This is a genomic window from Plantactinospora sp. GCM10030261, assembly GCF_042666615.1.
GTDB lineage: Bacteria > Actinomycetota > Actinomycetes > Mycobacteriales > Micromonosporaceae > KBS50.
The window spans coordinates 38,471-64,366 of record NZ_JBHTDD010000012.1 but is presented as its reverse complement, the minus strand read 5'-3'; the positions used below and the strand labels follow the sequence as shown (position 1 = coordinate 64,366).

Annotated in this window: 21 protein-coding genes; 16 read left to right on the top strand and 5 right to left on the bottom strand. The window is 73.5% G+C overall.

The window, feature by feature from the left end; translation table 11 throughout:
- Positions 1-82: 82 nt before the first annotated feature.
- Genes ACFQUZ_RS16190 through ACFQUZ_RS16135 form a run of 12 tightly spaced genes read left to right on the top strand, consistent with a single transcriptional unit; the run spans position 83 to position 15,015 of the window.
- Complete coding sequence (locus tag ACFQUZ_RS16190; protein ID WP_377442883.1) at positions 83-967, top strand: carbohydrate ABC transporter permease; 885 nt, start codon at positions 83-85, stop codon at positions 965-967.
- Positions 964-1,821 carry a carbohydrate ABC transporter permease gene (locus ACFQUZ_RS16185; protein WP_377442881.1) on the top strand — a complete coding sequence of 286 codons (858 nt, stop codon included), beginning with the start codon at positions 964-966 and terminating at the stop codon, positions 1,819-1,821. Before ACFQUZ_RS16190 ends, ACFQUZ_RS16185 begins: the two co-directional genes overlap by 4 nt.
- Positions 1,818-2,543, top strand: a complete 726-nt coding sequence (locus tag ACFQUZ_RS16180; RefSeq protein ID WP_377442878.1) for a GntR family transcriptional regulator — start codon at positions 1,818-1,820, stop codon at positions 2,541-2,543. Before ACFQUZ_RS16185 ends, ACFQUZ_RS16180 begins: the two co-directional genes overlap by 4 nt.
- The gene (locus ACFQUZ_RS16175) at positions 2,540-3,451 is read left to right on the top strand and encodes an ROK family protein (RefSeq protein ID WP_377442876.1); all 912 of its coding nucleotides are present in this window, start codon (positions 2,540-2,542) and stop codon (positions 3,449-3,451) included. Before ACFQUZ_RS16180 ends, ACFQUZ_RS16175 begins: the two co-directional genes overlap by 4 nt.
- A complete protein-coding gene (locus ACFQUZ_RS16170; protein WP_377442874.1) occupies positions 3,451-4,956 on the top strand; it encodes a DUF4127 family protein in 1,506 nt (501 codons plus the stop codon). The genes ACFQUZ_RS16175 and ACFQUZ_RS16170 overlap by 1 nt, the downstream gene beginning before the upstream one ends.
- On the top strand, positions 4,943-6,772 hold the full coding sequence (locus ACFQUZ_RS16165) for an FAD-dependent oxidoreductase (protein WP_377442872.1): 1,830 nt from the start codon (positions 4,943-4,945) through the stop codon (positions 6,770-6,772). Before ACFQUZ_RS16170 ends, ACFQUZ_RS16165 begins: the two co-directional genes overlap by 14 nt.
- On the top strand, positions 6,769-7,455 hold the full coding sequence (locus ACFQUZ_RS16160; RefSeq protein WP_377442870.1) for an N-acetylmannosamine-6-phosphate 2-epimerase: 687 nt from the start codon (positions 6,769-6,771) through the stop codon (positions 7,453-7,455). The genes ACFQUZ_RS16165 and ACFQUZ_RS16160 overlap by 4 nt, the downstream gene beginning before the upstream one ends.
- On the top strand, positions 7,452-9,980 hold the full coding sequence (locus tag ACFQUZ_RS16155) for a glycosyl hydrolase-related protein (protein WP_377442868.1): 2,529 nt from the start codon (positions 7,452-7,454) through the stop codon (positions 9,978-9,980). Before ACFQUZ_RS16160 ends, ACFQUZ_RS16155 begins: the two co-directional genes overlap by 4 nt.
- Positions 9,981-10,040: 60 nt before the next feature.
- Positions 10,041-10,871, top strand: coding sequence for an ABC transporter ATP-binding protein (locus ACFQUZ_RS16150; RefSeq protein WP_377442866.1), 831 nt, complete (start codon positions 10,041-10,043; stop codon positions 10,869-10,871).
- Between the two features lie 44 nt (positions 10,872-10,915).
- A complete protein-coding gene (locus ACFQUZ_RS16145; RefSeq protein ID WP_377442864.1) occupies positions 10,916-11,899 on the top strand; it encodes an ABC transporter substrate-binding protein in 984 nt (327 codons plus the stop codon).
- On the top strand, positions 11,899-14,037 hold the full coding sequence (locus ACFQUZ_RS16140) for an iron ABC transporter permease (protein ID WP_377442862.1): 2,139 nt from the start codon (positions 11,899-11,901) through the stop codon (positions 14,035-14,037). The genes ACFQUZ_RS16145 and ACFQUZ_RS16140 overlap by 1 nt, the downstream gene beginning before the upstream one ends.
- Before the next feature lie 42 nt (positions 14,038-14,079).
- Positions 14,080-15,015: a siderophore-interacting protein gene (locus ACFQUZ_RS16135; RefSeq protein WP_377443072.1), complete on the top strand. Its 936-nt coding sequence runs from the start codon at positions 14,080-14,082 to the stop codon at positions 15,013-15,015.
- 190 nt (positions 15,016-15,205) lie between these two features.
- On the opposite strand, the gene ACFQUZ_RS16130 is transcribed toward ACFQUZ_RS16135, so the two are convergent.
- Genes ACFQUZ_RS16130 through ACFQUZ_RS16115 form a run of 4 tightly spaced genes read right to left on the bottom strand, consistent with a single transcriptional unit; the run spans position 15,206 to position 20,162 of the window.
- On the bottom strand, positions 15,206-16,942 hold the full coding sequence (locus ACFQUZ_RS16130) for a glycosyltransferase 87 family protein (protein ID WP_377442860.1): 1,737 nt from the start codon (positions 16,940-16,942) through the stop codon (positions 15,206-15,208).
- Positions 16,939-17,805 (bottom strand): carbohydrate ABC transporter permease, encoded by an 867-nt coding sequence (locus ACFQUZ_RS16125; protein ID WP_377442858.1) that lies wholly within the window; start codon positions 17,803-17,805, stop codon positions 16,939-16,941. Before ACFQUZ_RS16125 ends, ACFQUZ_RS16130 begins: the two co-directional genes overlap by 4 nt.
- Complete coding sequence (locus ACFQUZ_RS16120) at positions 17,805-18,773, bottom strand: carbohydrate ABC transporter permease (RefSeq protein WP_377442856.1); 969 nt, start codon at positions 18,771-18,773, stop codon at positions 17,805-17,807. The genes ACFQUZ_RS16125 and ACFQUZ_RS16120 overlap by 1 nt, the downstream gene beginning before the upstream one ends.
- The gene (locus ACFQUZ_RS16115; protein ID WP_377442853.1) at positions 18,774-20,162 is read right to left on the bottom strand and encodes an ABC transporter substrate-binding protein; all 1,389 of its coding nucleotides are present in this window, start codon (positions 20,160-20,162) and stop codon (positions 18,774-18,776) included.
- Between the two features lie 109 nt (positions 20,163-20,271).
- On the opposite strand from ACFQUZ_RS16115, the gene ACFQUZ_RS16110 reads away from it, so the two are divergent.
- From ACFQUZ_RS16110 to ACFQUZ_RS16100, 3 genes are read left to right on the top strand one after another with little or no spacing between them, the layout of a single operon-like run.
- Positions 20,272-21,315 carry a zinc-binding alcohol dehydrogenase gene (locus ACFQUZ_RS16110; protein ID WP_377442852.1) on the top strand — a complete coding sequence of 348 codons (1,044 nt, stop codon included), beginning with the start codon at positions 20,272-20,274 and terminating at the stop codon, positions 21,313-21,315.
- On the top strand, positions 21,312-22,190 hold the full coding sequence (locus ACFQUZ_RS16105; RefSeq protein ID WP_377442851.1) for a sugar phosphate isomerase/epimerase family protein: 879 nt from the start codon (positions 21,312-21,314) through the stop codon (positions 22,188-22,190). The genes ACFQUZ_RS16110 and ACFQUZ_RS16105 overlap by 4 nt, the downstream gene beginning before the upstream one ends.
- Entirely contained in the window at positions 22,187-23,617 is a 1,431-nt protein-coding gene (locus ACFQUZ_RS16100) for a hypothetical protein (protein WP_377442849.1), read from the top strand. Before ACFQUZ_RS16105 ends, ACFQUZ_RS16100 begins: the two co-directional genes overlap by 4 nt.
- A gap of 25 nt (positions 23,618-23,642) precedes the next feature.
- Here the strand turns inward: ACFQUZ_RS16100 and ACFQUZ_RS16095 are convergent, their stop codons facing one another.
- Positions 23,643-24,254, bottom strand: coding sequence for a LysE family translocator (locus tag ACFQUZ_RS16095; protein WP_377442847.1), 612 nt, complete (start codon positions 24,252-24,254; stop codon positions 23,643-23,645).
- Positions 24,255-24,314: 60 nt separating this feature from the next.
- Between ACFQUZ_RS16095 and ACFQUZ_RS16090 the strand changes: the two genes are divergently transcribed.
- The gene (locus tag ACFQUZ_RS16090) at positions 24,315-25,883 is read left to right on the top strand and encodes a PLP-dependent aminotransferase family protein (RefSeq protein ID WP_377442845.1); all 1,569 of its coding nucleotides are present in this window, start codon (positions 24,315-24,317) and stop codon (positions 25,881-25,883) included.
- Positions 25,884-25,896 lie beyond the last annotated feature (13 nt).

The window sequence follows — 25,896 nt, the reverse complement described above, 5'->3', positions numbered from 1 at the left end:
CATCCCGAACGACCGCGGTACGCGGTGCCGCCGGACGCGCCGGCGGCACCGCGACGCGTCACCCCGACGACAGGAGTATTGCGTGATCGGCCGCCGCTGGTACGTGCCGTGGCTGTTCCTCGCCCCGGCGCTGGCCATCACCGGACTGATGATCTGGGGCCCGCTCGCCAACACCGGCGTCCTCGCGTTCACCGACGCGAGGGCGCTGGGCGGGGGCCAGTTCACCGGCCTGGAGAACTTTCGGAAACTCGCCGGGGACACCGAGTTCTTCCGGGCCCTGGGCAACACCGCCCTCTACATCGTCGTCGTGGTGCCGGCTCTTGTCGCCCTGCCGCTGCTGCTGGCCCAACTCGTCCACGCCAAACTGCCCGGTATCGGCGCGTTCCGGGCGGTGTTCTACTCGCCGGTGATCGCCTCGATGGTCGTCGTCGGACTGATCTGGAGCTGGCTGCTCTCCTCGGAAGGGCTGGTCAACGCGGTACTGGTCAAGCTGCGGCTGGTCGCCGAGCCGCTGCCGTTCCTCACCGACTCCACCCTGCTGCTGCTCTCCGCCATGCTGGTGACGATCTGGAAGGGCCTCGGCTACTACATGGTCATCTACCTGGCGGCGTTGTCAAACGTGCCGAACGATCTGCACGAGGCGGCGAAGGTTGACGGGGCCGGGCCGGTGCGGCGGTTCCTGTCGGTCACCGTGCCGACCGTCCGGCCCACCATGCTGCTGGTCGGCACGCTCTCCGCGATCGCCGCCGCGAAGGTCTTCGCGGAGGTCTACGTGTTGTCCTCCGGCACCGCCGGACCGGGCGGGCAGGCCAAGTCCATCGTGTACTACATCCGGGAGGTCGGTCTCGGCGTCGGTGGCGAGATCGGGTACGCGTCGGCGATGAGCCTGGTGCTGTTCGTCGGCACCCTCGGGCTGTCCGTGCTGGCGCTGGTGGCCCGCCGGCGCACCGAGGGGAGCGGAGCATGAACCGGACCACCAACCGCAGGCGACACGGTTCCGGCTGGTACGGCGGCATCGCGCTGCGCTACGTGCTGCTGGTCGCCATGGCCGTGATCACCATCGGACCCTTCCTGTGGCAGCTGTTCACCGCGCTCAAGGGCACCGGTGAGCCGATCTACGGTCCGGACACCACGCTGCTGCCCGCCGAGCCGACGCTCGCCAACTTCGGCAGGGTCACCGAGGTCATCCCGGTCTGGCGGTACGCCGGCAACTCACTGATCGTCGCCACGGCCAGCGTGCTGACCAACTGCCTGCTCGGCGCGATGGCCGGCTACGCGCTGGCCCGGATGCGGTTCCGCGGCCGGGGCGCGGTGTTCGCGGCGGTACTCGCCTCGTTGATCGTGCCGTTCGAGGTGATCATGGTGAACGTCTTCCTCACCGTACGCAGCCTCGGCCTGGTCGACACCCTGCTCGGGGTGCTGCTGCCGGGAGCGGTCTCCGGGCTGTCCATCCTGGTCATGCGGACCGCGTTTCTCGCCCTGCCCCGGGAGGTCGAGGAGGCCGCGGCGATGGACGGCGCGGGGGAGTGGACCCGGTTCTGGCGGGTGGCACTGCCCAGCGTGCGCGGCTCCCTGGCGGTGGTGGGCGTGTTCAGTTTCCTGTTCGCCTGGGACGATTTCCTCTGGCCGCTCATCGTGCTCAAGGACCCGGACAACTTCACCCTCACCGTCGGACTGCAGTACCTGTCCGGCACCTTCACCAACGACCAGCGGGTGGTGGCGGCCGGCACGATGATCGCGGTGCTGCCGCTGCTTGCCGTGTTCTTCGGGCTGCAGCGGATGTTCTTCCGCGGGGTCGGAGAGGGAGGGGTCAAGGGATGACGCTGGCGAACAAGGTGGCGTTCAAGCACGAGGCGCTCTACCACGCGCTGCGTGCCGAAATCGGCTCGACGCTGCGCCCGCACGATCCGCTGCCCAGCGAGCGCGAGCTGGTCGGCCGGTTCGGCGTCAGCCGGGCCACCGTCCGGCAGGCCGTGGGCCGGCTGGAGGACGAGGGCCTGGTCTACCGCGCCCAGGGCGCCGGCACCTTCGTCGCCGATCCCGCCACCATCTCCAAGACGCTCGCGCTGACCTCCTTCAGCGAGGACATGCGCAGCCGTCGGCTCACCCCGGACTCCCGGCTGCTCGACCTCACCGTCACGGCGGCGCCGGTGGCGATCGCCCGGGACCTGTCGGTCTCGCCGGGCACGCCGGCCGTGCACATCCGCCGGCTCCGGCTCGCCGACGGGCTGCCGATGTGCGTGGAGGACGTCTGGCTACGCAACGACCAGGCCGGCGACCTCGACGAGGCCACCGTCGCCGGCTCGCTCTACGCGGCGCTCTCGGCCCGGGGGGTACGGGTACACCACGCGGACCAGGTGATCGCCGCGACCGTGGTCGACACCGACCAGGCCCGGCTGCTCGCGGTCGCGCCGTACTCGCCGGCCCTGCGGGTCAGCCGGGTCACCTACGACGAGACCGGCACCGCGGTGGAGCGCGCCGAGAGCATCTACCGCGCCGACCGGTACGACTTCCGCATCACCGTCACCCGAAGGACCACATGACCAGCCCGCTCGTGGCCGCCGTCGACATCGGCGGTACGAAGACCGACGCCGCGCTGGTCCGCGACGGGGTCGTGCTCACCCGTACCCGGGCCGCCACTCCGGCCACCGACGGCGCCGCCGCCGTGCTGGACACCGCCGCCGCCCTGGTCCGATCGCTGCGCGGCGATCCGGTGGCCGTCGGGGTCGGCGCCCCCGGCCTGGTCGATCCGGGCACCGGCCTGGTCACCGCGGCGACCTCGTCGATAAGCGACTGGACCGGCGTGGACGTGTGCGCCGAGTTGGCCGCCCGGCTGCGCCGGCCCAGCACCGTGCTCAACGACGTGCAGGCGTTCACCCTCGGTGAGGCGGTGCACGGGGCGGGCCAGGACCGGCGCCTGGTGGTCGGCGTCGCCATCGGCACCGGTATCGGCGGCGGCCTGGCTCTCGACGGGCGACTGCTGGTCGGCCGGCTCGGCGCCGCCGGGCACCTCGGCCACCTGCCGGTGCCGCAGGCCACCGGCCTGCCCTGCCCGTGCGGCAGCACCGGGCACGTCGAGGCGATCGCCGCCGGCCCGGCCATCGCCGCCCGGTACGCCCATGCCAGCGGCGGGCCGGGGACCACCCTGCCTCGGGTGGTGGAGCGGGCGGCCGCCGGAGACCCGGCCGCCCGGCACGCCCTCGCCGTCGCCGGCGCCGCGCTCGGGACCGCCCTCGCGGGCCTGGCCAATGTCCTCGACCCCGACCTGATCGTGATCGGCGGTGGCGCCGCGGTTCCCGAGCTGCTGGCCGCGGCGGCCCCGGCGTTCGCCGCCGGCTGCATGCCGGTGCTCGGCGCCGTGCCGCTGGTGCCCGCCGGGCTCGGACCGGACGCCGCGCTGGTCGGCGCGGCCACCCACGCCGCCCAGACCCTGTGGCCGGGCGGCTCCTGATGCGGATCGCCCTGCTGCCGCTGGACGACCGGCCGGTGTGCCGGACGCTGCCCGCCCAGGTGGCGGCCGTGGCCGGTGCGCGCGTCGAGGTGCCGCCGGCCGCCGCGCTGCCGGCAGGTCGCCGCCCCGGTGACCCGGGCCGGCTCGCCGACTGGCTTGCCGCCAGTGATCCGGACGCCGCCGTGGTGGCGCTGGAGACTCTCGGTCTCGGTGGCCTGATCGCCTCGCGTACCCGCGACGACGATGTCGCCACGGTGCTGACCCGGTGGACCGCGTTGCGCGCGGTGCGCGGCCCGGTGTACGCGGCCACCGTCGTGCAGCGCACCCCGGACGCCGACGACGCCGGTGAGGAGCCGGGGTACTGGGCGACGTACGGGCGCGCGCTGCACGCGTACTCGGCCGATCTGCACCGGGCCCTGGACGGCGACCCGGCGGCCGCGCGCCGGCCCGCCACCGTCCCGGCGGAGATCCGGCGGGACTTCCTGCGTCGCCGGCAGCGCAACCACGTGCTCAACCAGATCGCCCTGGGGCTTGCCGTCGACGGCGTGCTGGACACCCTGGTGGTCGGCGCGGACGACACCGCCGTGCACGCCGTCGGCACCGCCGAGTGGCGGTGGCTGCGGACCTGGGCGGGTTGGCTGGAGGCCGCCGACCGGGTGCTCGCCCATCCCGGTGCCGACGAGATCGGCAGCGTGCTGGTGGCCCGGGCGTTGACCGCCGCCACCGGGCACCGGCCCCGGGTCGCGGTGGCCTGCGCGGAGCCGGACGGGCTGGACCGGACGGCCCGGTACGAGCCGGTACCGCTCGCCGCCGGGCTGGCCAGCCAGGCCGTGGCCACCGGCGCCATCCTGGTCACCGGCGCGGCGTCCGGCGTCCCGTCGGACGAGGTCGACGCGGTGCTGGTGGTGCATCCACCGCAGCCCGGCCCGGCCGACTGGGCCACCGCCCCGCCGGCGGACACCGACCCGGTGCCGGCGGCCCGGACCGGCGCCCTCGTCCGCCGGCTGCTCGACGCCGGTCACACCGTCGCTCTCGCCGACTGCGCGCTGGGCAACGGTGCCGACCCCCGGCTGGTCACCGACCTGGCGGCGGACGGCACGTACTCCCGGCTGGCCGGTTTCGCCGGCTGGAACACCGCCGGCAACACCGTCGGCAGCGCCCTCGCCGTCCTCGTCGCGCACCAGGTCGGTAGGGCGACCGGTCGGTTCGACCCGGCCGCGCACCGCCGGCTGCTGGCCCACCGGCTGCTCGACGACCACGTCTGGATGTCGTACGCCCGACCCCTGCTGCGCCGCGAACTCGGCACCGACCCGACCCGGCACGACCACGTTCCGGCCGACCGGACGGCCCCGGTGACCGCCCGCGTCGCCGAACTGCTCGACCAGCGGTGGCGGGCGCTGCGCGCGGTGCCCGGTATCGATCTCGCGGCCGGCTCGGTCCGGCTGCCCTGGAACCGCACCTACGAGATCGACTTCTCCCTGGAGGACACCGGTGACCAGCCCTGATCCGACGATCACCGCCGATGTCGCCGTGATCGGCGGCGGCCTCGGCGGGATCGCCGCAGCGCTCGCGGCCGCCCGCGCCGGCGCCTCGGTGGTGCTGACCGAGGAGTGCTCGCGGGTGGGCGGGCAGGTCACCACCCAGGGCTTGGCCGCCCTGGACGAGCATCCGCACATCGAGAGCTTCGGCTGCTCGACCAGCTACCGCGCGTTCCGCGACGCGGTCCGGGCCCGGTACGGCGGGGTGGCCAATCCCGGCGCCGGCTGGGTGAGCCGGCTCTGTTTCGAGCCGGCGGTCGGCGAGCGGGTGCTGGTGGACATGCTGAACGCGGCGGGAGTGACGGTGCTGACCGGCCGCGCGCCGGTGGCCGCCCGGACCGACCGGGGAATGGTCCGCGACGTCACCCTCGACGACGGCACGGTGCTGGGCGCCCGGGTGTTCTGCGACGCCACCGAGCGCGGCGATTTCGCCCCGCTCGCGGGTGTGGCCACCGTCCTCGGCTCCGAGGGCCGGGACGCGTACGGCGAACCCGACGCCGTGCCCGGCGGACCGGACCCGGCGGCCCAGCAGTCGTTCACCTGGTGCGCGCTTGTCGAGCACCATCCCGGCGCCGACTTCACCGGCCCACCCCCGACCGGGTACGCCGAGGCGCGGCACCGGTTCTCGTTCGACATCCCGGGCTGGGACGGCGGCACGCACCGCTACCGGATGTTCACCGATGGGCCGGACGGCCGGCCGCCGTTCTGGAGTTACCGACGGCTACGCGCCGACGAGCCACAACTCGCCGTGCTGAACTGGGCGTCCAACGACTGCGCCGGGCACGACCCGGTGCGCGATCCGGCCGGGGCCGAGCGGGCCGGTCGGGCGCTGACCGCCGGGTTCGTGCACTGGCTGCGCACCGAGGCTCCCCGCCCCGATGGTAAGCGCGGCTTCGCCGGCCTGCGGTACGCGCCCGCGGCGGCCGGCACGCCGGACGGCTTCGCCGAGGCGCCCTACCTGCGGGAGTCCCGGCGCATCGCGGTGACCGAGCCGGTGACCGGGCACGATCTGGCGCCGGTGCCCGGCCGGGCCCGCGCCCGGCACCTGCCGGGTTCGCTGGGAGTCGCCTGGTACCACGTCGACCTGCACGAACGTGCCGGCCATCCGGCACCGGTGTACCGCGAGACGGCACCGTTCACGGTGCCGGCGGCGGCGCTGGTCCCCACGCCCGGCGGCGGAGCCGCCCGTGGCCGTCGGGAGGCCGGCGGGAACCTGCTCGCCGCCGGCAAGAACCTCGGCGCCACCCAGGTCGCCGCCGCCGCGTACCGGGTGCACCAGGGCGAGTGGGCGGTCGGCGAGGCAGCCGGCGCCGCCGCCGCCCGGTGCGCCCTGGACGGCCGCGCGGTCGCCGACCTGCGCATCGATCCCGCGTTCCGGCTCGCCGTGCAGCGCGACCTGGTCGCCGCCGGGGTGCCGCTGGCCTGGGTGTCCGACGTCGGAGCGGACGATCCGCTCTTCCCGGCGGTGCAGCTCGCCGCGGCGTACGGCGCGCTGGAGGGGGACCGGGCCGCCGACCTCGCGGTCGACCCGGACCGGCCGGTCGGCCGGTCCGACGGCACGGCGCTGCGCCGAGCCGCCGCGGCACTCGGCACCGAGCTGCCGGACCCCGCGGGCCGCCCGTTCGGTGACGTCGTCGCGGGGCTGATCCGCGGCGTGCTGCCGGATCCGGTGAGCGTCCGGCCCGAGGCCGGCCCCCGAACCGGTCGGGACGGTGGCCGCGGAACCAGACCGGACGCCGGCCCGCTAACCAGGCGACTGCGGGCGGCAGGTGCCGCCCGATGAGCCCGCTGGAGGCCATCCGGGGTGGGTTGATCGTCTCGTGCCAGGCCGACCCCGGCGAGCCGCTGGACCACCCCGAGCACATCGTGGCGCTGGCCCGCTCGGCGTTGGCGGGCGGGGCGGTGGCCATCCGCGCCAAGGGTCTGCGCGACCTGCGGGCCCTGCGGTCCGCGTTGCCGGACACGCCCCTGATCGGTCTGGTCAAGCACGGCCGGTCGGGCGTCTACATCACCCCGACGCTGGCGCATGCCGAGGCCGTCGCGGCGACCGGGGTGGACGTGGTGGCGCTCGACGGCACCAGCCGGGCCCGGCCCGACGGCCGGAGCCTCACCGAGACGGTGGCCGCCGTGAAGGACCGGCACGAGGTGCTGCTGATGGCCGACGTGGCGAGTGTCGCCGACGGGGTCGCCGCGGTGGCGGCCGGTGCCGACCTGGTCGGGACCACGCTGGCGGGCTACACCGGCGGAGCCGTACCGGCGGACCCGGACCTGGACCTGGTGGCGGCGCTCGCCGAGCGACTGCCGGTGCCGGTGATCGCCGAGGGGCGGATCAACACGCCGGACGAGGCCGCCGAGGCGCTGCGCCGGGGGGCGCACGCCGTCGTGGTGGGCACCGCGATCACCCGTCCCGCCGTTGTCACGTCCCGCTTCGCCGCCGCCCTGCTGACCTCCCGGGAGTTGTCATGACCGTGCACGTCGTCCATCACACGCACTGGGACCGGGAGTGGTACCGGCCGATGGAGGCGTTCCGGGCCCGGCTCACCGAGCTGGTGGAGCGGGTCTGCGACCAGCTCGACGACGGGACGCTGGGCCGGTTCCACCTGGACGGCCAGACCATCACCGCGGCCGACGCCGTCGCCGTCCGCCCCGACCTCGCCGAGCGGGTACGCGGACACGCCGCCGCCGGTCGGCTCTCCATCGGGCCGTGGCACGTGCTCGCCGACAACCAGCTCGTCTCCGGCGAGAACCTGATCCGCAACCTGCTCACCGCCCGCCGGGTCGCGGCCGAGCTGGGGCTGGAGCTGTCCACGGTGGGCTACTGCCCGGACGCCTTCGGCCACCCCGCCGACCTGCCCCGGGTGCTGCGCGGCTTCGGGCTGGACACCGCCCTGGTATGGCGGGGCGCGCCACCCGGGCTGGCCCGGTTCAGCTGGCGGTCTCCGGACGGTTCGGCGGTGACAGCGGTCAACCAGGGCTACTACCAGCCCGAGGTGCTGTGGGATCCCGCGACGGCGGCGGACCGGCTCGACGAGTATCGGGCACGGCAGGCCGGGCGCGACCCCGCCGGGCCGTACCTGCTGCTCAACGGCGCCGACCACCTCGCGCCGAGGTCCCTGCCCGGCGGCCTGCCGACCGCCGTGGAGAGCACTCTCACCGATTACGTGGCCCGGGTGCGGGACGCCGTCGCCGAGGAGGCGGTGGTCACCGGCGAGTTGCGCCACCGCGGCGACTGGTTGACCTTCGTGCTCGCCGGCACGCTGTCCACCCGGCTGTATCTCAAGCAGGCCAACGCGGCGGCCGAGACGCTGCTGGAGTCGTGGGCGGAGCCGCTCACGGTGCGCGCCGGCCGGCGGGGCTCGATCGGGCTGCTCCGGCACGCCTGGGACCTGCTGCTGCAGAACGCCCCGCACGACTCGATCTGCGGCTGCTCCGTCGACGACGTGCACCGGGAGAACGAGGTCCGGTTCGCCCGGGCCACCCAGGTGGGGGAGCACCTGGTCGAACGCGCCCTGCTGGACCTGGGACTGGACACCCGGCTGGCCGGTGACCCGGCGACCGAGGCCGCCGGTCTGGTGGTGCTGAACCCGCACGCCGGCCCGGTGACCGGTCCGGTGGCACTGGACGTGTATACCGCGCCGGGACACACGATCACCGGTCTGACCGACGCGACCGGTCAGGCGGTGCCGTTCGAGGTGAGTGCCGCCGAATCGACCCCGCTGTTCTGCGCCGACCTGGACATCCTGCCGGACACTCGGGAGACGGTCCGGCACCGCGTCGCGTTCGTCGCCGACGTTCCGGCCGGCGGCTGGACCGGTTTCTCCGCCACTGTCGAGGCCGGCGTGCCCGACCTGGTCGGTGCCGTGCCGGGGCGGACGATCAGCCAGGGCGACTGGACCCTCGCCGTCGCCGACGACGCGTCGTTCACCCTCACCGACGCCGCCTCCGGCCGGACCCTGCCGGGGCTGGGCCGGCTGGTGGACGTCGGTGACGCGGGCGACACGTATACCTACGACCCCCCGGTGCGCGACGAGTCGGTGACCCCGGTGCTGCGGTCGGCCCGGGTGGAGAAGTCCCCGGTCGCGGTGCGGATCATCGCCACCGCCGACCTGGACCTGCCCGCCGGGCTCAGCGCCGACCGGACCGCCCGTTCGACGACCCGGGTGGTCATCCCGGTCACCGTCACGGCAACGCTCTGGGCGGGCGTACCGGAGCTGGACTGGACCGTGGCGTTCGACAACACCGCGGACGACCACCGGCTCCAGGCACTCTTTCCGACCGATGCCCCGGCTGGGTTCGCCGCCGGGGACTCCGCCGGCACGTGGCTCGCCGACGCCCACTTCAGCCTGCTCTCGCGGCCGCTCACCGCGCCACTGGGGTCGCTACCCGCCGAGCGGGGCTACGAGGCGGACGCGAACGCCGCCCCGGTGCGGTCGGTGTCGGCGCTGCCGGGCCTCGCCGTGCTCGCCCCCGGTCTGCCCGAGGTGCGGGGACTAGCCGGCGACCGCCCGACGCTGGCGGTGACCATCCTGCGTGCGGTTGGCTGGTTGTCGCGCCCGGATCTGCGGGCGCGCACCGCGGGGGCCGGACCGCAGGTGCCGACACCGGAGGCACAGTGCCGCCGGCGTGTCAGCGCCTCGATCGGGGTGCGGCTCGACGCGGACGAGGCGGCCGTCACGGCGGCCGCGGCGCGTCGCCGGGCACCGCTTCGGGCGTACCAGCTTCGCCCCGGACACCCGGTGCCTGGCCCGGTGCCCGGCCTCGCGGTGGATGGCGCCCTGGTGTCGACGTACAAGCCGGCCGAGGACGGGGCCGGCGCGATCCTGCGGCTGGTCAACCCCAGGTCGACGGCGGCCGAGGTCACGGTGTCCGGCATCGATGGCGAACTGGTCGAGTGCGATCTCGGGGAACGGCCGGTCGGTGCGGCGCCGATCGCCGGACGGATGACCCTGTCGCCGTTCGCCACCCGCAGTTTCCGGGTCCGGGTCGGGTAGGGCGGGCGGGAATCGACCCCCCGCTTCCCCGGGCCGAGAGGTTAGGCTAACCTAACCCTCGTGACAGCACCGCACGCGTCGGTCGACGGCATCCACGGGCAGGATCTCGACCTTGCCTACCACGGAAACCCGGTCGTCCACAACGCCTCGATCGACTTCGTGGCCTCCCGCGTCACCGCACTTGTCGGCCCGAACGGCAGCGGCAAGTCCACCCTGCTCCGCTCCATCGCCCGGCTGCACCGGCCGGATCGGGGAGAGGTGCGGTTCGACGACGGTACGCCCGCGGTCGACCTCTCGCCGGTCGAGTTCGCCCGCCGGGTCACCCTGCTCTCCCAGAGCCGGCCCACCCCCAACGGGGTCACCGTCCGGGACGTGGTGGGCTACGGCCGCCACCCGTATCGGGGCCGCTGGCGCGCCGCCGACCCGGACGGGCCGCGCGCCGTCGCGTGGGCCATGGACGTCACCGGGGTCACCGGCATGGCGGAGCGTGGTGTGGACGAACTCTCCGGCGGCGAAGCCCAGCGGGTCTGGCTGGCCACCTGCCTCGCCCAGCAGGCCCGGGTGCTGCTTCTCGACGAGCCGACCACCTTCCTCGACCTGCACTACCAGATGGAGATCCTCGATCTCGTCCGCGACCTCGCCGACGACCACGGGGTCGCCGTCGGGGTGGTGCTGCACGACCTCAACCAGGCCGCCGCGGTGGCCGATCACGTCGTCCTGATGCAGGACGGCCGGGTCCGGGCCGCCGGGCCGCCGGCCGAGGTGCTCACCGAGGCGGCACTCAGCGAGGCGTACGGCATCCGGATCGAGGTGCGCACCGACCCGGAGACCGGACTGCTCAGCACCCGCCCGATCGGGCGGCACACCCAGCGGACCCGGCAGCCGGCGTAGCCGGTCCCGCCCCGCACCGTCAACCACCACAGGGAAAGCCAATCATGATCAGATCACGTACCCTCGCCGTGCTCGCCGCCGTCGTCGCGGCCCTGCCGCTGGCCGCCTGCGGCACCACCGAGGACGCCGGCACCGAACCGGAGGCCAGCGCCAGCGCCGGCCCGGTCACCGTCACCGACAGCCGGGGCAAGCAGGTCGAGCTGAAGGCACCGGCCAGCAAGGTCGTCGCCCTCGAGTGGGGCGAGGCCGAGATGCTTGTCAGCCTCGGCGCCATGCCCGCCGGAGTGGCCGACGTCAAGGGCTACGGCACCTGGGTCACGGCCGCGAAGCTCGACGAGAGCGTCAAGGACGTCGGCACCCGCGCCGAGCCCAGCGTCGACTCGATCGTGGCGCTGCAGCCGGACCTCGTGGTCACCGAGACCGGCCGCGGTGAGGCGATCATCGCCCAGCTGGAGAAGTTCGTCCCCGTGCTGGTCACCAAGGGCAGCGACGCGAGCGACAACCTCGGCCGGATGCGCGGCGACCTGAAGATGATCGCCACCGCGGTGGGCAAGACGACCGAGGCCGACAAGCTGCTGGCCGACTTCGACGCCGCGCTGGACGCCGGGAAGAAGCGGATCACGGACGCCGGCGCCGCCGGCAAGTACTTCGCGATCGCCGACGGCTGGCAGGAGGGCAGCACCGTCGCCATCCGGATGTTCGGACAGGGCGCCCTCGTCTCCCAGCTCGGCATCCAGCTCGGCCTCCGCAACGCCTGGGAGGGCAAGGTCGACCCGGAGTGGGGACTCGGCCAGACCGACGTGGAGGGCCTCACCGCGCTCAAGGACAAGGACGTCACCTTCTTCTACAACGCCTCGGACGGCGACGACGTGTTCGTCAAGGGCCTCGCCGACAACGCGATCTGGACCTCGCTGCCCTTCGTCAAGCAGAAGAAGCTGCAGAAGATGCCGGACGGGATCTGGACCTTCGGCGGACCGCTTTCCTGCCAGCAGTACATCGAGCAGCTCGTCAGCGCGTACGCCGGTTGATGACCGACCTCGTCCCCGCCCGACGGTCCGGGTCGGCCTCCGCGCCGACCCGGACCCCGGTGGAACCGCCGCCGCCCACCGCCCCCCGCGGCCGGATCCGGCTCGCGGTGGTGGTCGCCCTCGCCGTCGCGGCGTTGCTCGCGCTCACCGCTGTCCACCTCACCCAGGGCACCGCGGCCGTCGGCGCGCTCGACCTGATCCGGCTCGCGTTCGGCGCCGACGACCAGGAGGCCGCCCGGGTGCTGGTCGCCTCCCGGCTGCCGCGGCTGTTCGCGGGCCTGGTCGTCGGCCTGGCGCTCGGCGTCGCCGGCGCCGCCCTGCAGTCCCTGGCCCGCAACCCGCTGGCCTCCCCGGACACCCTCGCCGTCAATGCCGGGGCGCACCTCGCGGTGGTCGCAGCCGCCGCCTTCGGCGCGGCCCTGCCGGTGCTGCCGGGTCTGCTGGTGGCGTTCCTCGGCGGGCTGGCGGCGGCGGGCCTCGTCTTCGTCCTGTCCGCCGGCGGGGCGTCCGGCCCGACCCGGCTCATCCTCGCCGGCACGGCGACCGCCTTAGCCCTGAACTCCCTCACCTCGCTGGTGATGCTGCTGCACGAACAGGCCACCATCGGGCTGTTCGCGTGGGGCCAGGGCTCCCTCGTGCAGACCGACCTGTCCGCCGTCACCCAGCTCGCCCCGCTGGTCGCCGCGGTGCTGGCCGTGCTGCTGGCGATCGGGCACCGGCTGGACGTCCTCGCCCTCGGCGACGACACCGCGACCGTCCTCGGGGTCAACGTCCGGCGTACCCGGCTGATCGTGGTGCTGCTGGCGGTGCTGCTGGCCGCGGCGGCGGTCACCCTCGCCGGCCCCATCGGCTTCGTCGGTCTCTGCGCGCCGGTCCTGGTCCGGCTGCTTGTCGCCCGCGTCCCGGGACTGCATCGGCACCGAGTCGCGATGCCGATGTCCGGGATCGCCGGCATTCTCATCGTCCTCGGCGCCGACGTCCTGCTCCGGCTGGTGCTCGGCGGCCAGGGTGGCGTAGACATCCCCACCGGGGTTATCACCACAATGGTCGGCGCCGCGGTCCTGATCTGGTTGGCCCGCCGGTACCGGGACTCGGGCCCCACCCGCCGCCCACCGGCGGCCCGCCCCGGCGCGATCCGCTCGCGCGGCTGGTACGCGACCGTGCTCACCGCCTGCGCCGTGCTCACCGTCGTCGCCGTCGGCCTCGGCATGCTGGCCGGGGACACCTGGATGCTCGCCGGCGACGTGCTCAACTGGTTGCGCCAGGAGACCGGCCCCGCGTACACGTTCGTGCTGGACCAGCGGTGGCCCCGGGTGGCGGCCGCCCTGCTGGCCGGCGCGGCGCTGGCCGTGGCCGGCACCACCGTGCAGGCGGTCTGCCGAAACCCGCTCGCCGAGCCGGGCATCCTCGGCATCACCGGCGGCGCCGGGGTGGGCGCCGTCGCCCTCCTCACGTTCGTGCCACTCGCTGGTGTCTGGACGATGACCGGTGTGGCCACCGGTGGCGCGCTGCTCGCCTTCGCGCTGGTGTACGGGCTGGCCTGGCGCGGTGGCCTGAACTCCGACCGGCTCGTGCTGATCGGTATCGGCCTCTACAACGGTTGCCTCGCGATTACCACGTTCATCGTGGTCGCCGTCGACCCCTGGGACACCGGCAGGGCGTTGACCTGGTTGTCCGGCTCCACCTACGGGCGCACGCCGGCGCAGGTGCTGCCGGTCGCCCTCGCTCTGCTGTTCCTCGTGCCGCTGGTGACGTGGGCCCGCCGGGACCTCGACCTGCTGAGCCTGGACGAGGACACCCCGCGGGTGCTGGGCGTGCGACTGGAACGGACCCGGCTCGTGGCGCTGGTCGGGGCCGCGCTGCTCGCCGCCACCGCGGTGTCGGCGATCGGCGTCGTCAGCTTCGTCGGCCTGGTCGCACCACACGCCGCCCGGGCCCTGGTCGGTGGCCGGCACGCCCGGGTGCTGCCGGTGGCCGCGCTGACCGGTGCCCTGCTGGTCGGCCTGGCCGACACCATCGGCCGCAGCGTCATCGCGCCGGCCCAGATCCCGGCCGGTCTGGTCACCGCACTGCTCGGAACCCCGTACTTCGTCTGGCTGCTGTGGCGATCCCGCCACTCCCGGGCCGGACTGGCCTGACACGACGTCCGCCCATTCGATGAGGAGCACACCGTGAGCCCGATCGGGATCGCCGAGCCGACCACGCTGCCGTGGCGGCTGTTCGACGTGGAGGTGCGCCGGCTGACCCGAATCGGTCCGAGCTTCCTCCGCGTCACGTTCACCGGCGCCGACCTGGACCGGCTCGCCGACAACGGCTTCGACCAGCGGATCAAGCTGGTCTTCCCGCTGGCCCGGCATGGTTTCCGGCATCTGCCCACCGGTCCGGACTGGTACGCCCGGTGGCGGGAGCTGCCGGCCGAGCGGCGCAACCCGTTCCGCACCTACACGGTGCGCGCGGTCCGGCCCGCCGTCGCCGAGCTGGACGTCGACATGGTGCTGCACGGCGACGCCGGCCCGGCCAGCCGGTGGGCCGGTGCGGCGTCGCCTGGCGATCGGCTCATGGTGCTCGGGCCCAACGCGGACCACGCCGGTGACCACGGCGGCCGGGAGTTCCGCCCGCCGGTGCCCGGCGGCGTCACCCTGCTCGCTGGCGACGAGACAGCCGTACCGGCGATCGCCGCCATCCTCGGCCGGCTGCCCGCGACCGCGCGGGGCGCGGCGCTGCTGGAAGTGCCGCACCCGGGCGACATCCTCGACCTGCCGGCGCCGCCGGGCATGACGATCACCTGGTTGCCGCGTGGCGCGGGCCGGCACGGCAGCCGGCTGGTTCCGGCGGTCCAGGCGGCGACCGCCCGGCTGCTGCCCGAGCCGTCGGCACCCGCCACCGTGCCCGTCATGGCGGTGTCGGGCTCCGCGGCTGCCTCCGCCGCGGCCGGCGAGGAGCCGCTTTGGGAGGTTCCCGACACGCCGGCATCGCTGGGCTGCGCCGCCTGGCTGGCCGGCGAGGCCGGCATGGTCCGCGAGCTGCGCCGGCACCTGGTTGGCGAGCGGGGCCTGGACCGACGGTCGGTGGCGTTCATGGGCTACTGGCGGCGGGGTCGCTCCGAGGACGGCTGAGCGGCCGGGTCGCCCGGCAGTGATCGGGTCGCCCGGCAGTGATCGGGGCCTTTGCGCTACTGCACCCCACGCAACACCCGGTGTCCGATAATCGGACACCCGCTGTTGCGTCCGCTACAGCAGCGCAAAGGGGGCCAACAGGCGCCGGATCCGGGCGGCGTGAATCGGGCAGCTGGCGGATGCGGCCAGGTCAGGGCAGCTCGTCGGTGTACGTCGCCAGCACCCGATCGTCGGTGGCGTACGCGGTGAGCTGTCCGTGCGCCATGGTGGCGCTGCGGAACGAGAACGCCCGCAGCCCCGACCCGATCTCCAGCAGCGGGATCTCGCGGGAACCGCCACCGGGCGCCGACCGGTACTCCAGGCGGGCGACACCGGCGGTCGCCACCCCGTTCACCCGCACCTTGGTCCGTTCCCGGGCGGTGCCGAACAGCACCACGTCCCCGGGCGGCGGCGCCGGGCAGCCGGCCCGGGAGCCGCAGTAGAAGAAGTAGCGCGGCTTGTCCAGGTAGCTCCGGTCGTACGCCTTGAAGGTGGGATCAGCGGCCGCCGGCAGCGGCAGCACCGCGACACAGGCGAGCGCCGCCGCGACCGTGGTGGCCACCCGCAGCCGGACCCGCCGCCGCGACGGCCGCGCGGCGCCGCCCCCCGGACCGCCCGGTGCGCCGACCGGAGCCGCGCCGACCCGGTCGATAGTCACCGCGCCGACCCGCTCGCCGGTCGCCGCGCCGACCGCGGTGATCGCGCCCACGCCGAGCAGGCAGGTCGCCAGCACGCCGAGCGTGCGGGCGTTCTCCAGTACGAACTGCCAGCCGGGATACGTCGACACCGCGCTGAGCAGAGCACCCAGCGACACCACCATCGCCAAAAGCAGCAGGCCGCCCGCGATCCGGCGGAGCAGCCCTCGGGCGGCGACCATCAGCATGGCGGCAAGCACGGTCCACAGTTGATGGTGCGTCCAGGACACCGGTGAGGCCGCCACCGTCGCGCAGCCCACCAGCACCACCGCGCCCACCGGCTGCCCGGTCAGCCACATCCGGCGGGCGCGGAGCAACGCCGTGCCGCAGACGACCGCGACCAGACCGGCCCAGAGCAACGGCAGGGTGTCCGGCGGCACGCCGGCCCGCAGCAGCATGCCGTGCACCGACTGGTTGCCCAGCGACGCCAGGTCACCGATCCGGGAGGTCCGCAGCATGGTGCCGGTCCAGTAGGTCCAACTGTCCACCGGCAGCACGGCGGCCCCCAGCGCCGCACACCCGACGAACGCCGCGACGGCCCGACCGGCGTCCCGCCACCGGCCGGACAGCAGGAACCAGACCACGAACAGCAGCGGGGTCAGCTTCACCGCCGCCGCGATGCCCACCAGCACGCCCCGGTACCGGGCCGGGGTCAGCCCCACCCCGTCGACCAGGGCGAGCAGCACGATGAAGACGCTCACCTGGCCGAACCGCAGGTTGCTCTGCGCCGGTGCGGACACCAGCACGGCGCAGGCCACGACCGCGACGACGAGCTGCCGGTGGCGCGGCGCCACCCGGGCCCCGCCCGCGCCGCCGTCCCACCGACCGCCCGGCCTGCCGCCCACCGCGATCGCGATGGCGGCGATGGCGGCGCAGGTCAACGTCAACCAGAGCACCCGCAACACCGGCTCGGACACCGCCGTCATCGGGCCCAGCAGCAGCACCGCGAACGGCGGGTAGGTGAACGGGCCACCATTCTCCGCCGCGTAGGCGTACAACGGCCGGCCGGCGGCGACGGTCTCCGCCGCACCGTAGTAGATGTGCAGGTCGGCCAGGCGGTCGCCGGGCGGGCGGCGGAGCACCAGCACCGACGAGACGACGGCCACGACGGCGAACAACCCCCACACCACCGCGGCGCGGCGGTCCAGGCCGGCCAACCCGGCCCGGACCACCGCCGCGCGCGGCCGCGTCATCCCTTCTCCGCGCCGGCGGTGAGGCCCTCGGTCAACAGCCGTTCGGAGGCGAAGAACAGCAGGACGATCGGCAGGGTGAGCAGCACCGAGCCGGCCATCAGGATGGTCTTCGGCACCTCCACCCCGTCGGCGAGCTGCGCCAGTCCCAGCGACACCGTCCACCGGTTCGGCCGGTCCACCATGAACAACAGGGCGAACAGGTACTCGTTCCAGGCGATCATGAAGTCGTACAGCGCGACGGCCATCACCGACGGCGCCGCCAGCGGCAGGCTGATCCGCCGGATGATGCCCAGCCGGCCGGCGCCGTCGATCGCCGCGGACTCCTCCAGGCTCACCGGGATGGTCTCGAAGTAGTTCTTCAACATGTAGACCGACACCGGCACGGTCTGCGAGATGTAGACAAGCACCAGCCCCAGCAGCGAACCCCGCAGGCCGGCCCGGGTGAACACCACGAACAGCGGGATCGCGATGACGATCGACGGGAAGAGGTACACCGCGAGGAAGAAGAACTCGACCTTCCGGCGGCCGAAGAACCGCAACCGGGACACCGCGTACGCGCCCGGGATCGAGATGACCAGGGCCAGCACCGCCGCCGAGACGGCCACGATGGCGCTGTTGGCGATGAAGGACAGGAAACCCTGGCCGCCGTTCTCGCGGGAGGTCAGGACCTCCTGGTACGTCGAGACGGTCAGCTCCTTGAGCGGCACCAGCAGACTGCCGGGCTCCAGCAGCACCCGCTCGATCGGCCGCACCGAGAGCACCAGCATGTAGTAGAAGGGAAACAGGGTGACCAACAGGAACACCACGATGGCCAACCAGCGCAGGTACCTGAGGGTCTGAGTCTCGATCCGGTCGCGGTCCATCAGTCCGTCCTCCGGCTGGCGAAGAAACGCAGGTACAGCAGCACCGCCACGACCAGCACCACGGCGAGCACGACCGCCTGGGCGGCGGCCGCACCGACGTCGGTGCGGGCGCTGAGGAAGTTGTAGACCCGGACGCTTACCACCTCAGTGCCGGCCGCGCCCCCGGTCAGCAGGTAGACGTCGTCGAACTTGTTGAAGGTCATGATGAACCGCAGCAGACCGATCAGGGCGATCACCGGCATCAGCTGCGGCAGCAGGATGTGCCGGAAGCGCTGGGTGGGGGTGGCGCCGTCCACCGTCGACGCCTCGGTCAGCTCCCGGGGCACCGCCTGCAGCCGGGCCAGCAGGAACAGGAAGGCGAACGGGAAGTACCGCCACGACTCGAAGGCGATCACGGTCCACAGAGCGGTCGACTCCTGGGACAGGAACGGGATCGGCTCGGCCCAGCCGAGGAACCGGGTCCCCCAGTTGTTGACCACGCCGAGCTGCGGGTCCAGCATCACCTGCCAGACGAAGGTCATCGCGACGACGGGCGCCACGTACGGCAGCAGCATCGAGGCGCGGACCACCGTCCGCCCACGGAACGGGTCCCGCACCACCAGCGCGGCGACCAGGCCGATCACGATCGAACCGACGGTGCTGGCCACGCTGTAGACGACTGTGGTCCACAGGGTGTCGAGGAAGCCGGGGGTGTTGAACACCCGCTCGAAGTTCGCCATCGTGAACTCGGCGCCAAACAGCCCGGTCTTGCGCAGGGTGGCCAGCCGGACCCGCTGGAAGGCGAACACGATGGTCCACACGATCGGGATCGCGACGACCAGCAGGATAATCAACACGGTCGGGGTGACAAGCGCGATGCCCTCGCGGGACTCCCGCCGACGCAGCGTCAGCGGACGCCGGGGGCGGGGGGAGCGGGGGGACCGACCGGTGGTGGCCGGCCCCCCGGAACGCGACTCGGTGGTGGTCATCTAGAGACCCGCCTTGACCGACTCGACCTCCTTCTGCGCCCGCGCGGCGGCCGCGTCGGCGCTGGACTTGCCGGAGACGACATCGGCCAGCGCCTTCGGCACCGGCAGCTCGCCCAGGATCGCCCCGACCAGCTTTCCCTGGCCCTGCGGCAGGCCCCACCGCTGGAACGTGTCCGGGCTGGTCCGCAGGGTCTCCAGCACCGGTGGGCCGTACACCTCGGACAGCGGCTTGCGCGCGTCCACCCCGGCCTGGCTGCCGTCCCACGCGGTGAGGAACTTCCGCGCGTCCTCCTTGGTGCCCTTGCGCACCGGGAACTTGCCCTCCGGCGCGATGCCGAACCACTGGGCGTAGCCGTCAGAAAGCATGTACTCGACGAACTGCTTGGCCGGATCGTCGTCGGCACCGTCCAGCACCGCCCACGAGCTGATCTCGCCGTACTGGGCCGGTTCGGTGCCCTTCGGGCCCTTGATCGCGGTGACGAAGTCGCTGTTCTTGGCCAGGAACGTCGGGTCCTGCGCGCACTGCGGGCAGGTCGGCTTCGCGTCGTTGCGCAACCCGGCGAGTTCGTCGAGGACGAACGGCGACCAGATGAGCATGGCCGCCTTCCCGGCGAAGTAGGTGGCCCGGGTCGTGTCGACGTCCTGCGCCCCCTTCACCGAGTACGTCGACATCAGGTCGCCGAAGAAATCGAACGCCTCGACACACTCGGGTGAGTTCAGTTTGACCGCCCCGGAGTCGTCGGTGAGCTGGCAGTTGTTTGCCAGCGCGAGGTGTTCGAACGTCTGCTGGGTGAAGACGTCGCCGGGCGCGGTGGCGGCGGTGATCCCCGCGACACCGTCCTTGTTGAGCGCGGCCGCCGCGGCGGTGATCTTCTCGTACGTGTCCGGGGCCGGCAGTCCGGCCGCGGCGAACAGGTCCTTGCGGTAGACCAGCAGCTGCCCCCAGCCGTCGCTGGGCACCGAGAGCTGCTTACCGTCGGAGCTGGTCAGCTCGAGTGCCCGGGCGGAGAAGGTGTCCCGGCCCAGCGACTCCACGACCTGGCCGTTGGCCTCCGGATGCAGCAACTCGTTGCCGGCCAGGGTCTGGATACCGGCCAGCGACACCGAACCCACCACATCGGGCAGATCGCCGGCGGCCGCGTTGGACGCGATCAACGACGGGAACTGGTCCTCGCTCACCGGGACCAGTTCCACCTTCACCCCGGTCTTGGCGGTGAACTCCGTGATGATCGCCTTGGTCTTCTCGATCCGGTCGGCGACGTCCTCCAGGCTCCACACCGTGATCGCCGAATCGCCGTCGCCTCCGTCGTCACCGCACGCCGTCAGCCCTGTCGCTGCCAGGACCAGAGCCATGACCGAGCCAAGCACCCCCCGCGCCGAGCGTGTCATCGCCGGCTCCTCTCAGTAGTCGTGAGCGGATCTAACACTGACCAGTTCACGACTGCAAGCGGGATGGCATTCCACATACGATAAAACCCCTCTTAACGGGATGTGGCACATGGAGAACTCGGTTGTCTGCCTGACCGGGCCCCGGGAGGTGCTGCTGGCGCCAGGCGAATCGCAACGCGTGGACGTCGGTCAGATCCGGGTCCGGACTCGTTACTCCGGCATATCCGCCGGCACCGAGCTGACCCTCTACCGGGGCAGCAACCCTCGGCTCACGAAGGTGTGGGACAACGAGCACCGGCTCTTCGTCGACCGATCGGTCGGCCCCGCGTACCCGGTCAGTGGCTTCGGGTACGAGGAGGTCGGCGAGGTGGTGGAGGTGGCGCCCGACGTGGTGCTGCGCCGCCCGGGCGACCTGGTCTGGGGGATGTGGGGACACCGGACCGAGGCGGTGCTGGCGGCCGACGCGGTGACCCCGCTGCCGCCCGGACTCAACCCGCTCGCCGGCGTATTCGCCCGCCCCGGAGCGATCGCGCTCACCGCCGTCCTCGCCGGAGACCTGCACGTCGGCGAGTGGGTGGGCGTCTTCGGGCAGGGCGTCATCGGTCTGCTCGCCACCCGGCTCGCCGCGCTGTCCGGGGCCCGGGTGGTCGCCGTGGACCAGCAGCCGCATCGGCTCAGTTTCGCCCTGCGGTACGGTGCCCGGCTGACCGTGGACGGGCGCACCGCCTCCGCCGCCGAGGTGTTGCGCGGCGTCACCGACGGACTGGGCGCGGACGTGTGCCTGGAACTGTCCGGGGCGTACCCGGCGTTGCACGAGGCGATCCGCGCCACGGCGCCGGCCGGCCGGGTCGTCGCGGCCGGCTTCTACCAGGGCGACGCCGTGGGTCTCGCGCTCGGCGAGGAGTTCCACCACAACCGGGTCCAGGTGGTGCCGGCCCAGGTGTCCGGACCGTCGCCGCTGCCGTACAGCGCCGGCCGGTGGACCGCCGCCCGGCTCGCCCGCACCTTCATGGACCTCGTGGCCGAACAGGCCGTCGACCCGTTACCGCTGGTCAGCCACGTCGTCGACGCCGCGGCCGCCGGTGACGCGCTGGCCCTGCTGGACCGGGGTGATCCGGACGCCCTCCAAGTAGTCCTGAGGTTCGACCCATGAGCGTCATGCTGACCTGCCAGGAACACCTGCTGCCGGGGGAGACCCTGGCGGACCGGGCCGCCGTCGCGGCCGACCTCGGGTTCGACGGCATCGAGTTGCGCGGCCGGGGGGACCTGGCCCTCGCCGGCCGGCTTCCCGAACTCCGGCGAGCCCGGGCGGACGGTGTCCGGATGCCGACCGTGTGCGTGGAGATGGACCACTTCATCGGCGACTTCGATCCCGACCGGTCCCGGGACGCGGTACGCAACCTGCGTTCCCAACTGACGGTGATCGCCGAACTCGGCGGTCTCGGGGTGACCACGCCGGCCGCGTGGGGGATGTTCTCCCGGCGGCTGCCGCCCTTCGAACCGCCCCGATCCCCGGCGGGGGACCGGGCGGTGCTCGTCGACACGCTCGGCGAACTGGGGGAGCACGCGCTCCGGGAGGGGGTCGCGGTGTTCCTCGAACCCCTCAACCGGTACGAGGACCACATGGTCAACCGGTTGGACCAGGCCGTGGAGCTGTGCCGGGCGGTGGGTCTGCCCTCGGTCCGGGTGGCCGCCGACTTTTACCACATGAACGTGGAGGAGGACGATCCGTGCCAGGCGTTGCGGGACGCGGCACCGTACCTCGGGCACGTCCAGGCCAGCGACTCCAACCGGTTCCAGCCGGGCGCCGGCCATCTGGACTGGCCGGCGCTGCTGGGCACGCTCACCGACATCGGGTACGCGGGTTGTGTCGCCATCGAGTGCCGGCTGCGGGGAGAGCCGGCGACCGCGTTGCGTTCGGCGGTCGGGGTGCTCCGGCGAGCCCTGGCCCAGGGGCGATCTGCGGCACCGGCGCCGGCCCGGTCGGCGCGTGACTCGGTGACATCCGCGCCGGTGGTGCCGGCGTGACCGCCGAGGCCGGTCCGACAACCGGCGTGACGGAGGCCGCCGCCGGCGTCGACGTCGCCGCCGTTGATCTCGACGCCGCCGACCGCGCGACCTGGCGGGTCGCCGTCGAGACGCTGGACGCCAACTGGGAGTACGACCACACGGTGCCCTCGCGCACCCTGTATCCGCACCAGTGGAGTTGGGACTCCGCGTTCATCGCGATCGGCCTGGCCCACCTGGACCCGGCGCGCGCCTGGCGGGAACTCGACACGCTGTTCGCCGCCCAGTGGCCCGACGGTCGGGTGCCGCACATCGTGTTCAACCCCCGGCTGCGTCCGGGTGACTACTTCCCGGGCCCCGACATGTGGGCGTCGCCACTGGCCGCCGGCCCTCCGTCCGGGGCCACCTCGGGCATCGTGCAGCCGCCGGTGCACGCGCTGGCGGCGTGGCGGGTCCACCAGATCGCGACCGGCCGATCCGGCGCTGGCGCCGTCGACGCGACGCACCGGCTGCGGGCGCTCTATCCACGACTGGTCGCCCAGCAGCGGTACCTCGCCCGGCGGCGGGACGTCGGCGGTGGCGGCCTGGCCTCGGTCGTCCATCCGTGGGAGTCCGGCCTGGACAACAGCCCCGCGTGGGACGCGCCGATGGCGGCGGTCGACGCCGATCCGGCGGTGATGCGGGCGTACCGGCGGCACGACACCCGGTTCGTCGCGGACAGCCACCGGCCGACGGACCTCGACTACGCCCGCTACCTGGCGCTGGTGGCGGCGTACCGGGACCGCGGTTACGCCGACGACGACCTGGCTGGCCGCCAACCGTTCCTGGTGGAGTGCCCGCTGTTCAACGCGGTGCGCGCGGCTGCCGAACTGGCTCTGGCCGGGATCGCCGGGGTGCTGGGCGAGGACTCCGGTCCGCACCGGGACCGCGCCGCCCGGATCACCGATGCCATCGTGGAGCGCCTGTACGACCCGGTCGCCGGCACCTTCCGGCCACGCGACCTGCGGACCGGCCGGCTCGTGCCGGCCCGCACCGTGCTCGGCCTGACCCCGATCCTGCTGCCCGGCCTGCCCGCCGAGCAGGTGCGGACGATACTGGCCGAGGCGACGTCCGAGCGGTTCGGGCTGACCGCGCGGATGTCCCGGCCGCTGCCCAGCCACGACCGTACGGCCGCCGATTTCGAGCCGCTTCGCTACTGGCGCGGGCCGAGCTGGATGAACATCAACTGGCTGATCTGGCAGGGGCTGCGCGAGCACGGCGAGACGACGCTCGCCGCCGGCCTCCGGGAATCCATGCTGGACCTGGTCCGCCGGTCCGGCTGTCACGAGTACTTCCATCCGGACACCGGCGCCGGTCTCGGCTCCCCGGCGTTCGGCTGGACCGCCGCGTTGACCCTGGACGTGCTCGCGGAGCACGGTGGGTTCGCTGGCTGTCGCCCGCTGCCGTGAACGGGCCCGATGGCGGCAGGTCCGCTCATCGGTTGGTCAGCGCGAGCCGGGCGCCGAGGGCCAGGAAGGTGACGGCGAAGCTGCCGCGCATCCAGCGCAAAACCCGGGGACGCCCGACCACCCGGTGCCGGACGGCGGCGGCGAAGATCCCGTATCCGGCGAAGACGACGAACGTGACAAGCATGAAGACACCGCTCAGGAGCAGCATCCGGGGCACCGCCCCGGCCGCGGCGGGATCCACGAACTGGGGCAGAAAGGCCAGGAAGAACATGGTCAGCTTGGGATTCAGGATGTTGATCAGAATGGCCCGCGTGATGACCCGGACGGCCGAGCCCGGCGCGGCCGCACCGTCCAGCGAGAGCGTGCTCCGGTCCCGCAGCGTCGTCCAGGCCAGGTAGATCAGGTAGGCCACGCCGAGGAACTTCACCACCTGGAACGCCACCGCGCTGGCGTGCAGCACCGCGGCGAGTCCGGTGACGGTGGCCAGCACGTGCGGGACGATGCCGAGCGTGCACCCCAGGGCGGCGACGACGCTCGACCGCCGGCCCCGGGACAGGCCGGCGGCCAGGGTGTAGACGACGCCGGTGCCGGGCGTCGCCACCACGATCAACGTGGTGATCAGGAAGGTCAGGCTCACTGGAGGCTCCTCGGGGGCACGCCACTGCGACAAGGCCGAGTCTGCGGCCATAATGGCCCCATGGACAGGGCCAAATTACGCCCACGTGACAGAGCCAAAGAACGGACGACCGGTGGGAGCGAGGGACGGGCTCCGGGCGGCACCGCGACCGGCGGGTCCGACTTCCTCCACCTGTCCATCGACGACGCCCCGCCGGGCGGACGGGCCGCGTGGCTCACCGACCGGCTCCGGGACGCCATCGCGGACGGCCGGCTTCCGGTGGGCAGCCGACTGCCGGCCAGCCGGACGCTCGCCGTCGACCTACGCGTCTCCCGTGGCGTCGTCACCGAGGCGTACCAGCGGCTGATCGAAGACGGCCAGGTGGCCGGTCGCGGACGGGCGGGCACGGTGGTGGTGGCAACGCCGCCGAGGCCATCGGCGCCCTCCGCGCCGCCGACACCGTTCCGGTCGCCGGCCGGGCCGGCTCCCGCACCGTGGCCACCGGCCTCGGACCCGCCGTTCGCCGCCCCACACCGGCTCGACGTCTTCGATGTCCTGCGGACCGCGCCGGCCCGGATCGACCTGACGCCCGGCGTACCGGACCTGGCCGCCTTTCCCCGCGCGGCCTGGCTCCGCGCGGAACGCGCGGTGTTGCGCCGGCTGCAACCGACCGATTTCGGGTACGGGGATCCGCGCGGCGCGACCGCACTGCGGCTGGCGGTGGCCGACCGGCTGGCCCGGACCCGGGGAATCCGCGTTGATCCGGCGGCGGTGGTCGTGGTCGCCGGCGTGTCCCAGGCGCTCGGGTTGCTCGCGCAGGTGTTGCGGGCGGAAGGGGCGGACACCGTCGCGGTGGAGGATCCGGGCTCGCTGGGGGTCCGGCAGCACCTGAACAACTGGGGCATGGCCACCCCGCCGGTGCCCGTCGACAGTGCCGGGCTCGTGGTCGAGGATCTGGTGGCGGCCGGGCATCCCGCCGTGATGGTCACGCCCGCGCACCAGTTCCCGACCGGTGTGGTGCTCGGCGGCGACCGGCGTCGCCAGTTGACCCGCTGGACAGACACCGGCGGCCTGGTCATCGAGGACGACTACGACGCCGAGCACCGGTACGACCGGCCACCGGTGCCCGCCCTGCGCTCCCTGCTGGCCGACCGCGGCTGCTATGTCGGCAGCGTCTCCAAGCTGCTCGCACCCGCCCTGCGGATCGGATGGCTGCTGCCACCACCGCGATTCCAGGACGCCGTGGTGGCCGCGAAGCGGAACGCGGACCTCGGCAACGCCGCGCTGCCCCAGCTCGTGCTGGCCGAGCTGATGCACTCCGGCGACCTGGACCGGCATCTGCGGTTCCTCCGGCAGCGGCACGTCCGCCGGCGGGACGCCATGGTGACGGCGATCCAGGAGTGTCTGCCGGGCGCCACGGTGCACGGCGCCGCGGCCGGCCTGCACCTCACGATCACCTTCGACCGACCCGGCTCCGATGTGGATGTCGCGGCCGGTTGCCTGGACCGTGGGGTGAAGGTGCAGCCGCTGTCCTGGCACGCCCAGCGCCCGTACCCGCCGGGCCTGGTGCTGGGGTACGCGGCGAGCACCCCGACCCAGATCCACGAGGCCGTCGCCGTGATCGGTGACGTGTCGCGCGGATCGCCGTGAGCGCCCGGGCCTC

What these genes read in the sequence shown, in the direction of transcription:
- ACFQUZ_RS16185 (WP_377442881.1), top strand. Translation starts at nt 964, where the DNA reads ATGAACCGGACCACCAACCGCAGGCGACACGGTTCCGGCTGGTACGGC.
- ACFQUZ_RS16180 (WP_377442878.1), top strand. Translation starts at nt 1,818, where the DNA reads ATGACGCTGGCGAACAAGGTGGCGTTCAAGCACGAGGCGCTCTACCAC.
- ACFQUZ_RS16175 (WP_377442876.1), top strand. Translation starts at nt 2,540, where the DNA reads ATGACCAGCCCGCTCGTGGCCGCCGTCGACATCGGCGGTACGAAGACC.
- ACFQUZ_RS16170 (WP_377442874.1), top strand. Translation starts at nt 3,451, where the DNA reads ATGCGGATCGCCCTGCTGCCGCTGGACGACCGGCCGGTGTGCCGGACG.
- ACFQUZ_RS16160 (WP_377442870.1), top strand. Translation starts at nt 6,769, where the DNA reads ATGAGCCCGCTGGAGGCCATCCGGGGTGGGTTGATCGTCTCGTGCCAG.
- ACFQUZ_RS16155 (WP_377442868.1), top strand. Translation starts at nt 7,452, where the DNA reads ATGACCGTGCACGTCGTCCATCACACGCACTGGGACCGGGAGTGGTAC.
- ACFQUZ_RS16145 (WP_377442864.1), top strand. Translation starts at nt 10,916, where the DNA reads ATGATCAGATCACGTACCCTCGCCGTGCTCGCCGCCGTCGTCGCGGCC.
- ACFQUZ_RS16140 (WP_377442862.1), top strand. Translation starts at nt 11,899, where the DNA reads ATGACCGACCTCGTCCCCGCCCGACGGTCCGGGTCGGCCTCCGCGCCG.
- ACFQUZ_RS16130 (WP_377442860.1), bottom strand. Translation starts at nt 16,942, where the DNA reads ATGACGCGGCCGCGCGCGGCGGTGGTCCGGGCCGGGTTGGCCGGCCTG.
- ACFQUZ_RS16125 (WP_377442858.1), bottom strand. Translation starts at nt 17,805, where the DNA reads ATGGACCGCGACCGGATCGAGACTCAGACCCTCAGGTACCTGCGCTGG.
- ACFQUZ_RS16120 (WP_377442856.1), bottom strand. Translation starts at nt 18,773, where the DNA reads ATGACCACCACCGAGTCGCGTTCCGGGGGGCCGGCCACCACCGGTCGG.
- ACFQUZ_RS16115 (WP_377442853.1), bottom strand. Translation starts at nt 20,162, where the DNA reads ATGACACGCTCGGCGCGGGGGGTGCTTGGCTCGGTCATGGCTCTGGTC.
- ACFQUZ_RS16110 (WP_377442852.1), top strand. Translation starts at nt 20,272, where the DNA reads ATGGAGAACTCGGTTGTCTGCCTGACCGGGCCCCGGGAGGTGCTGCTG.
- ACFQUZ_RS16105 (WP_377442851.1), top strand. Translation starts at nt 21,312, where the DNA reads ATGAGCGTCATGCTGACCTGCCAGGAACACCTGCTGCCGGGGGAGACC.
- ACFQUZ_RS16090 (WP_377442845.1), top strand. Translation starts at nt 24,315, where the DNA reads ATGGACAGGGCCAAATTACGCCCACGTGACAGAGCCAAAGAACGGACG.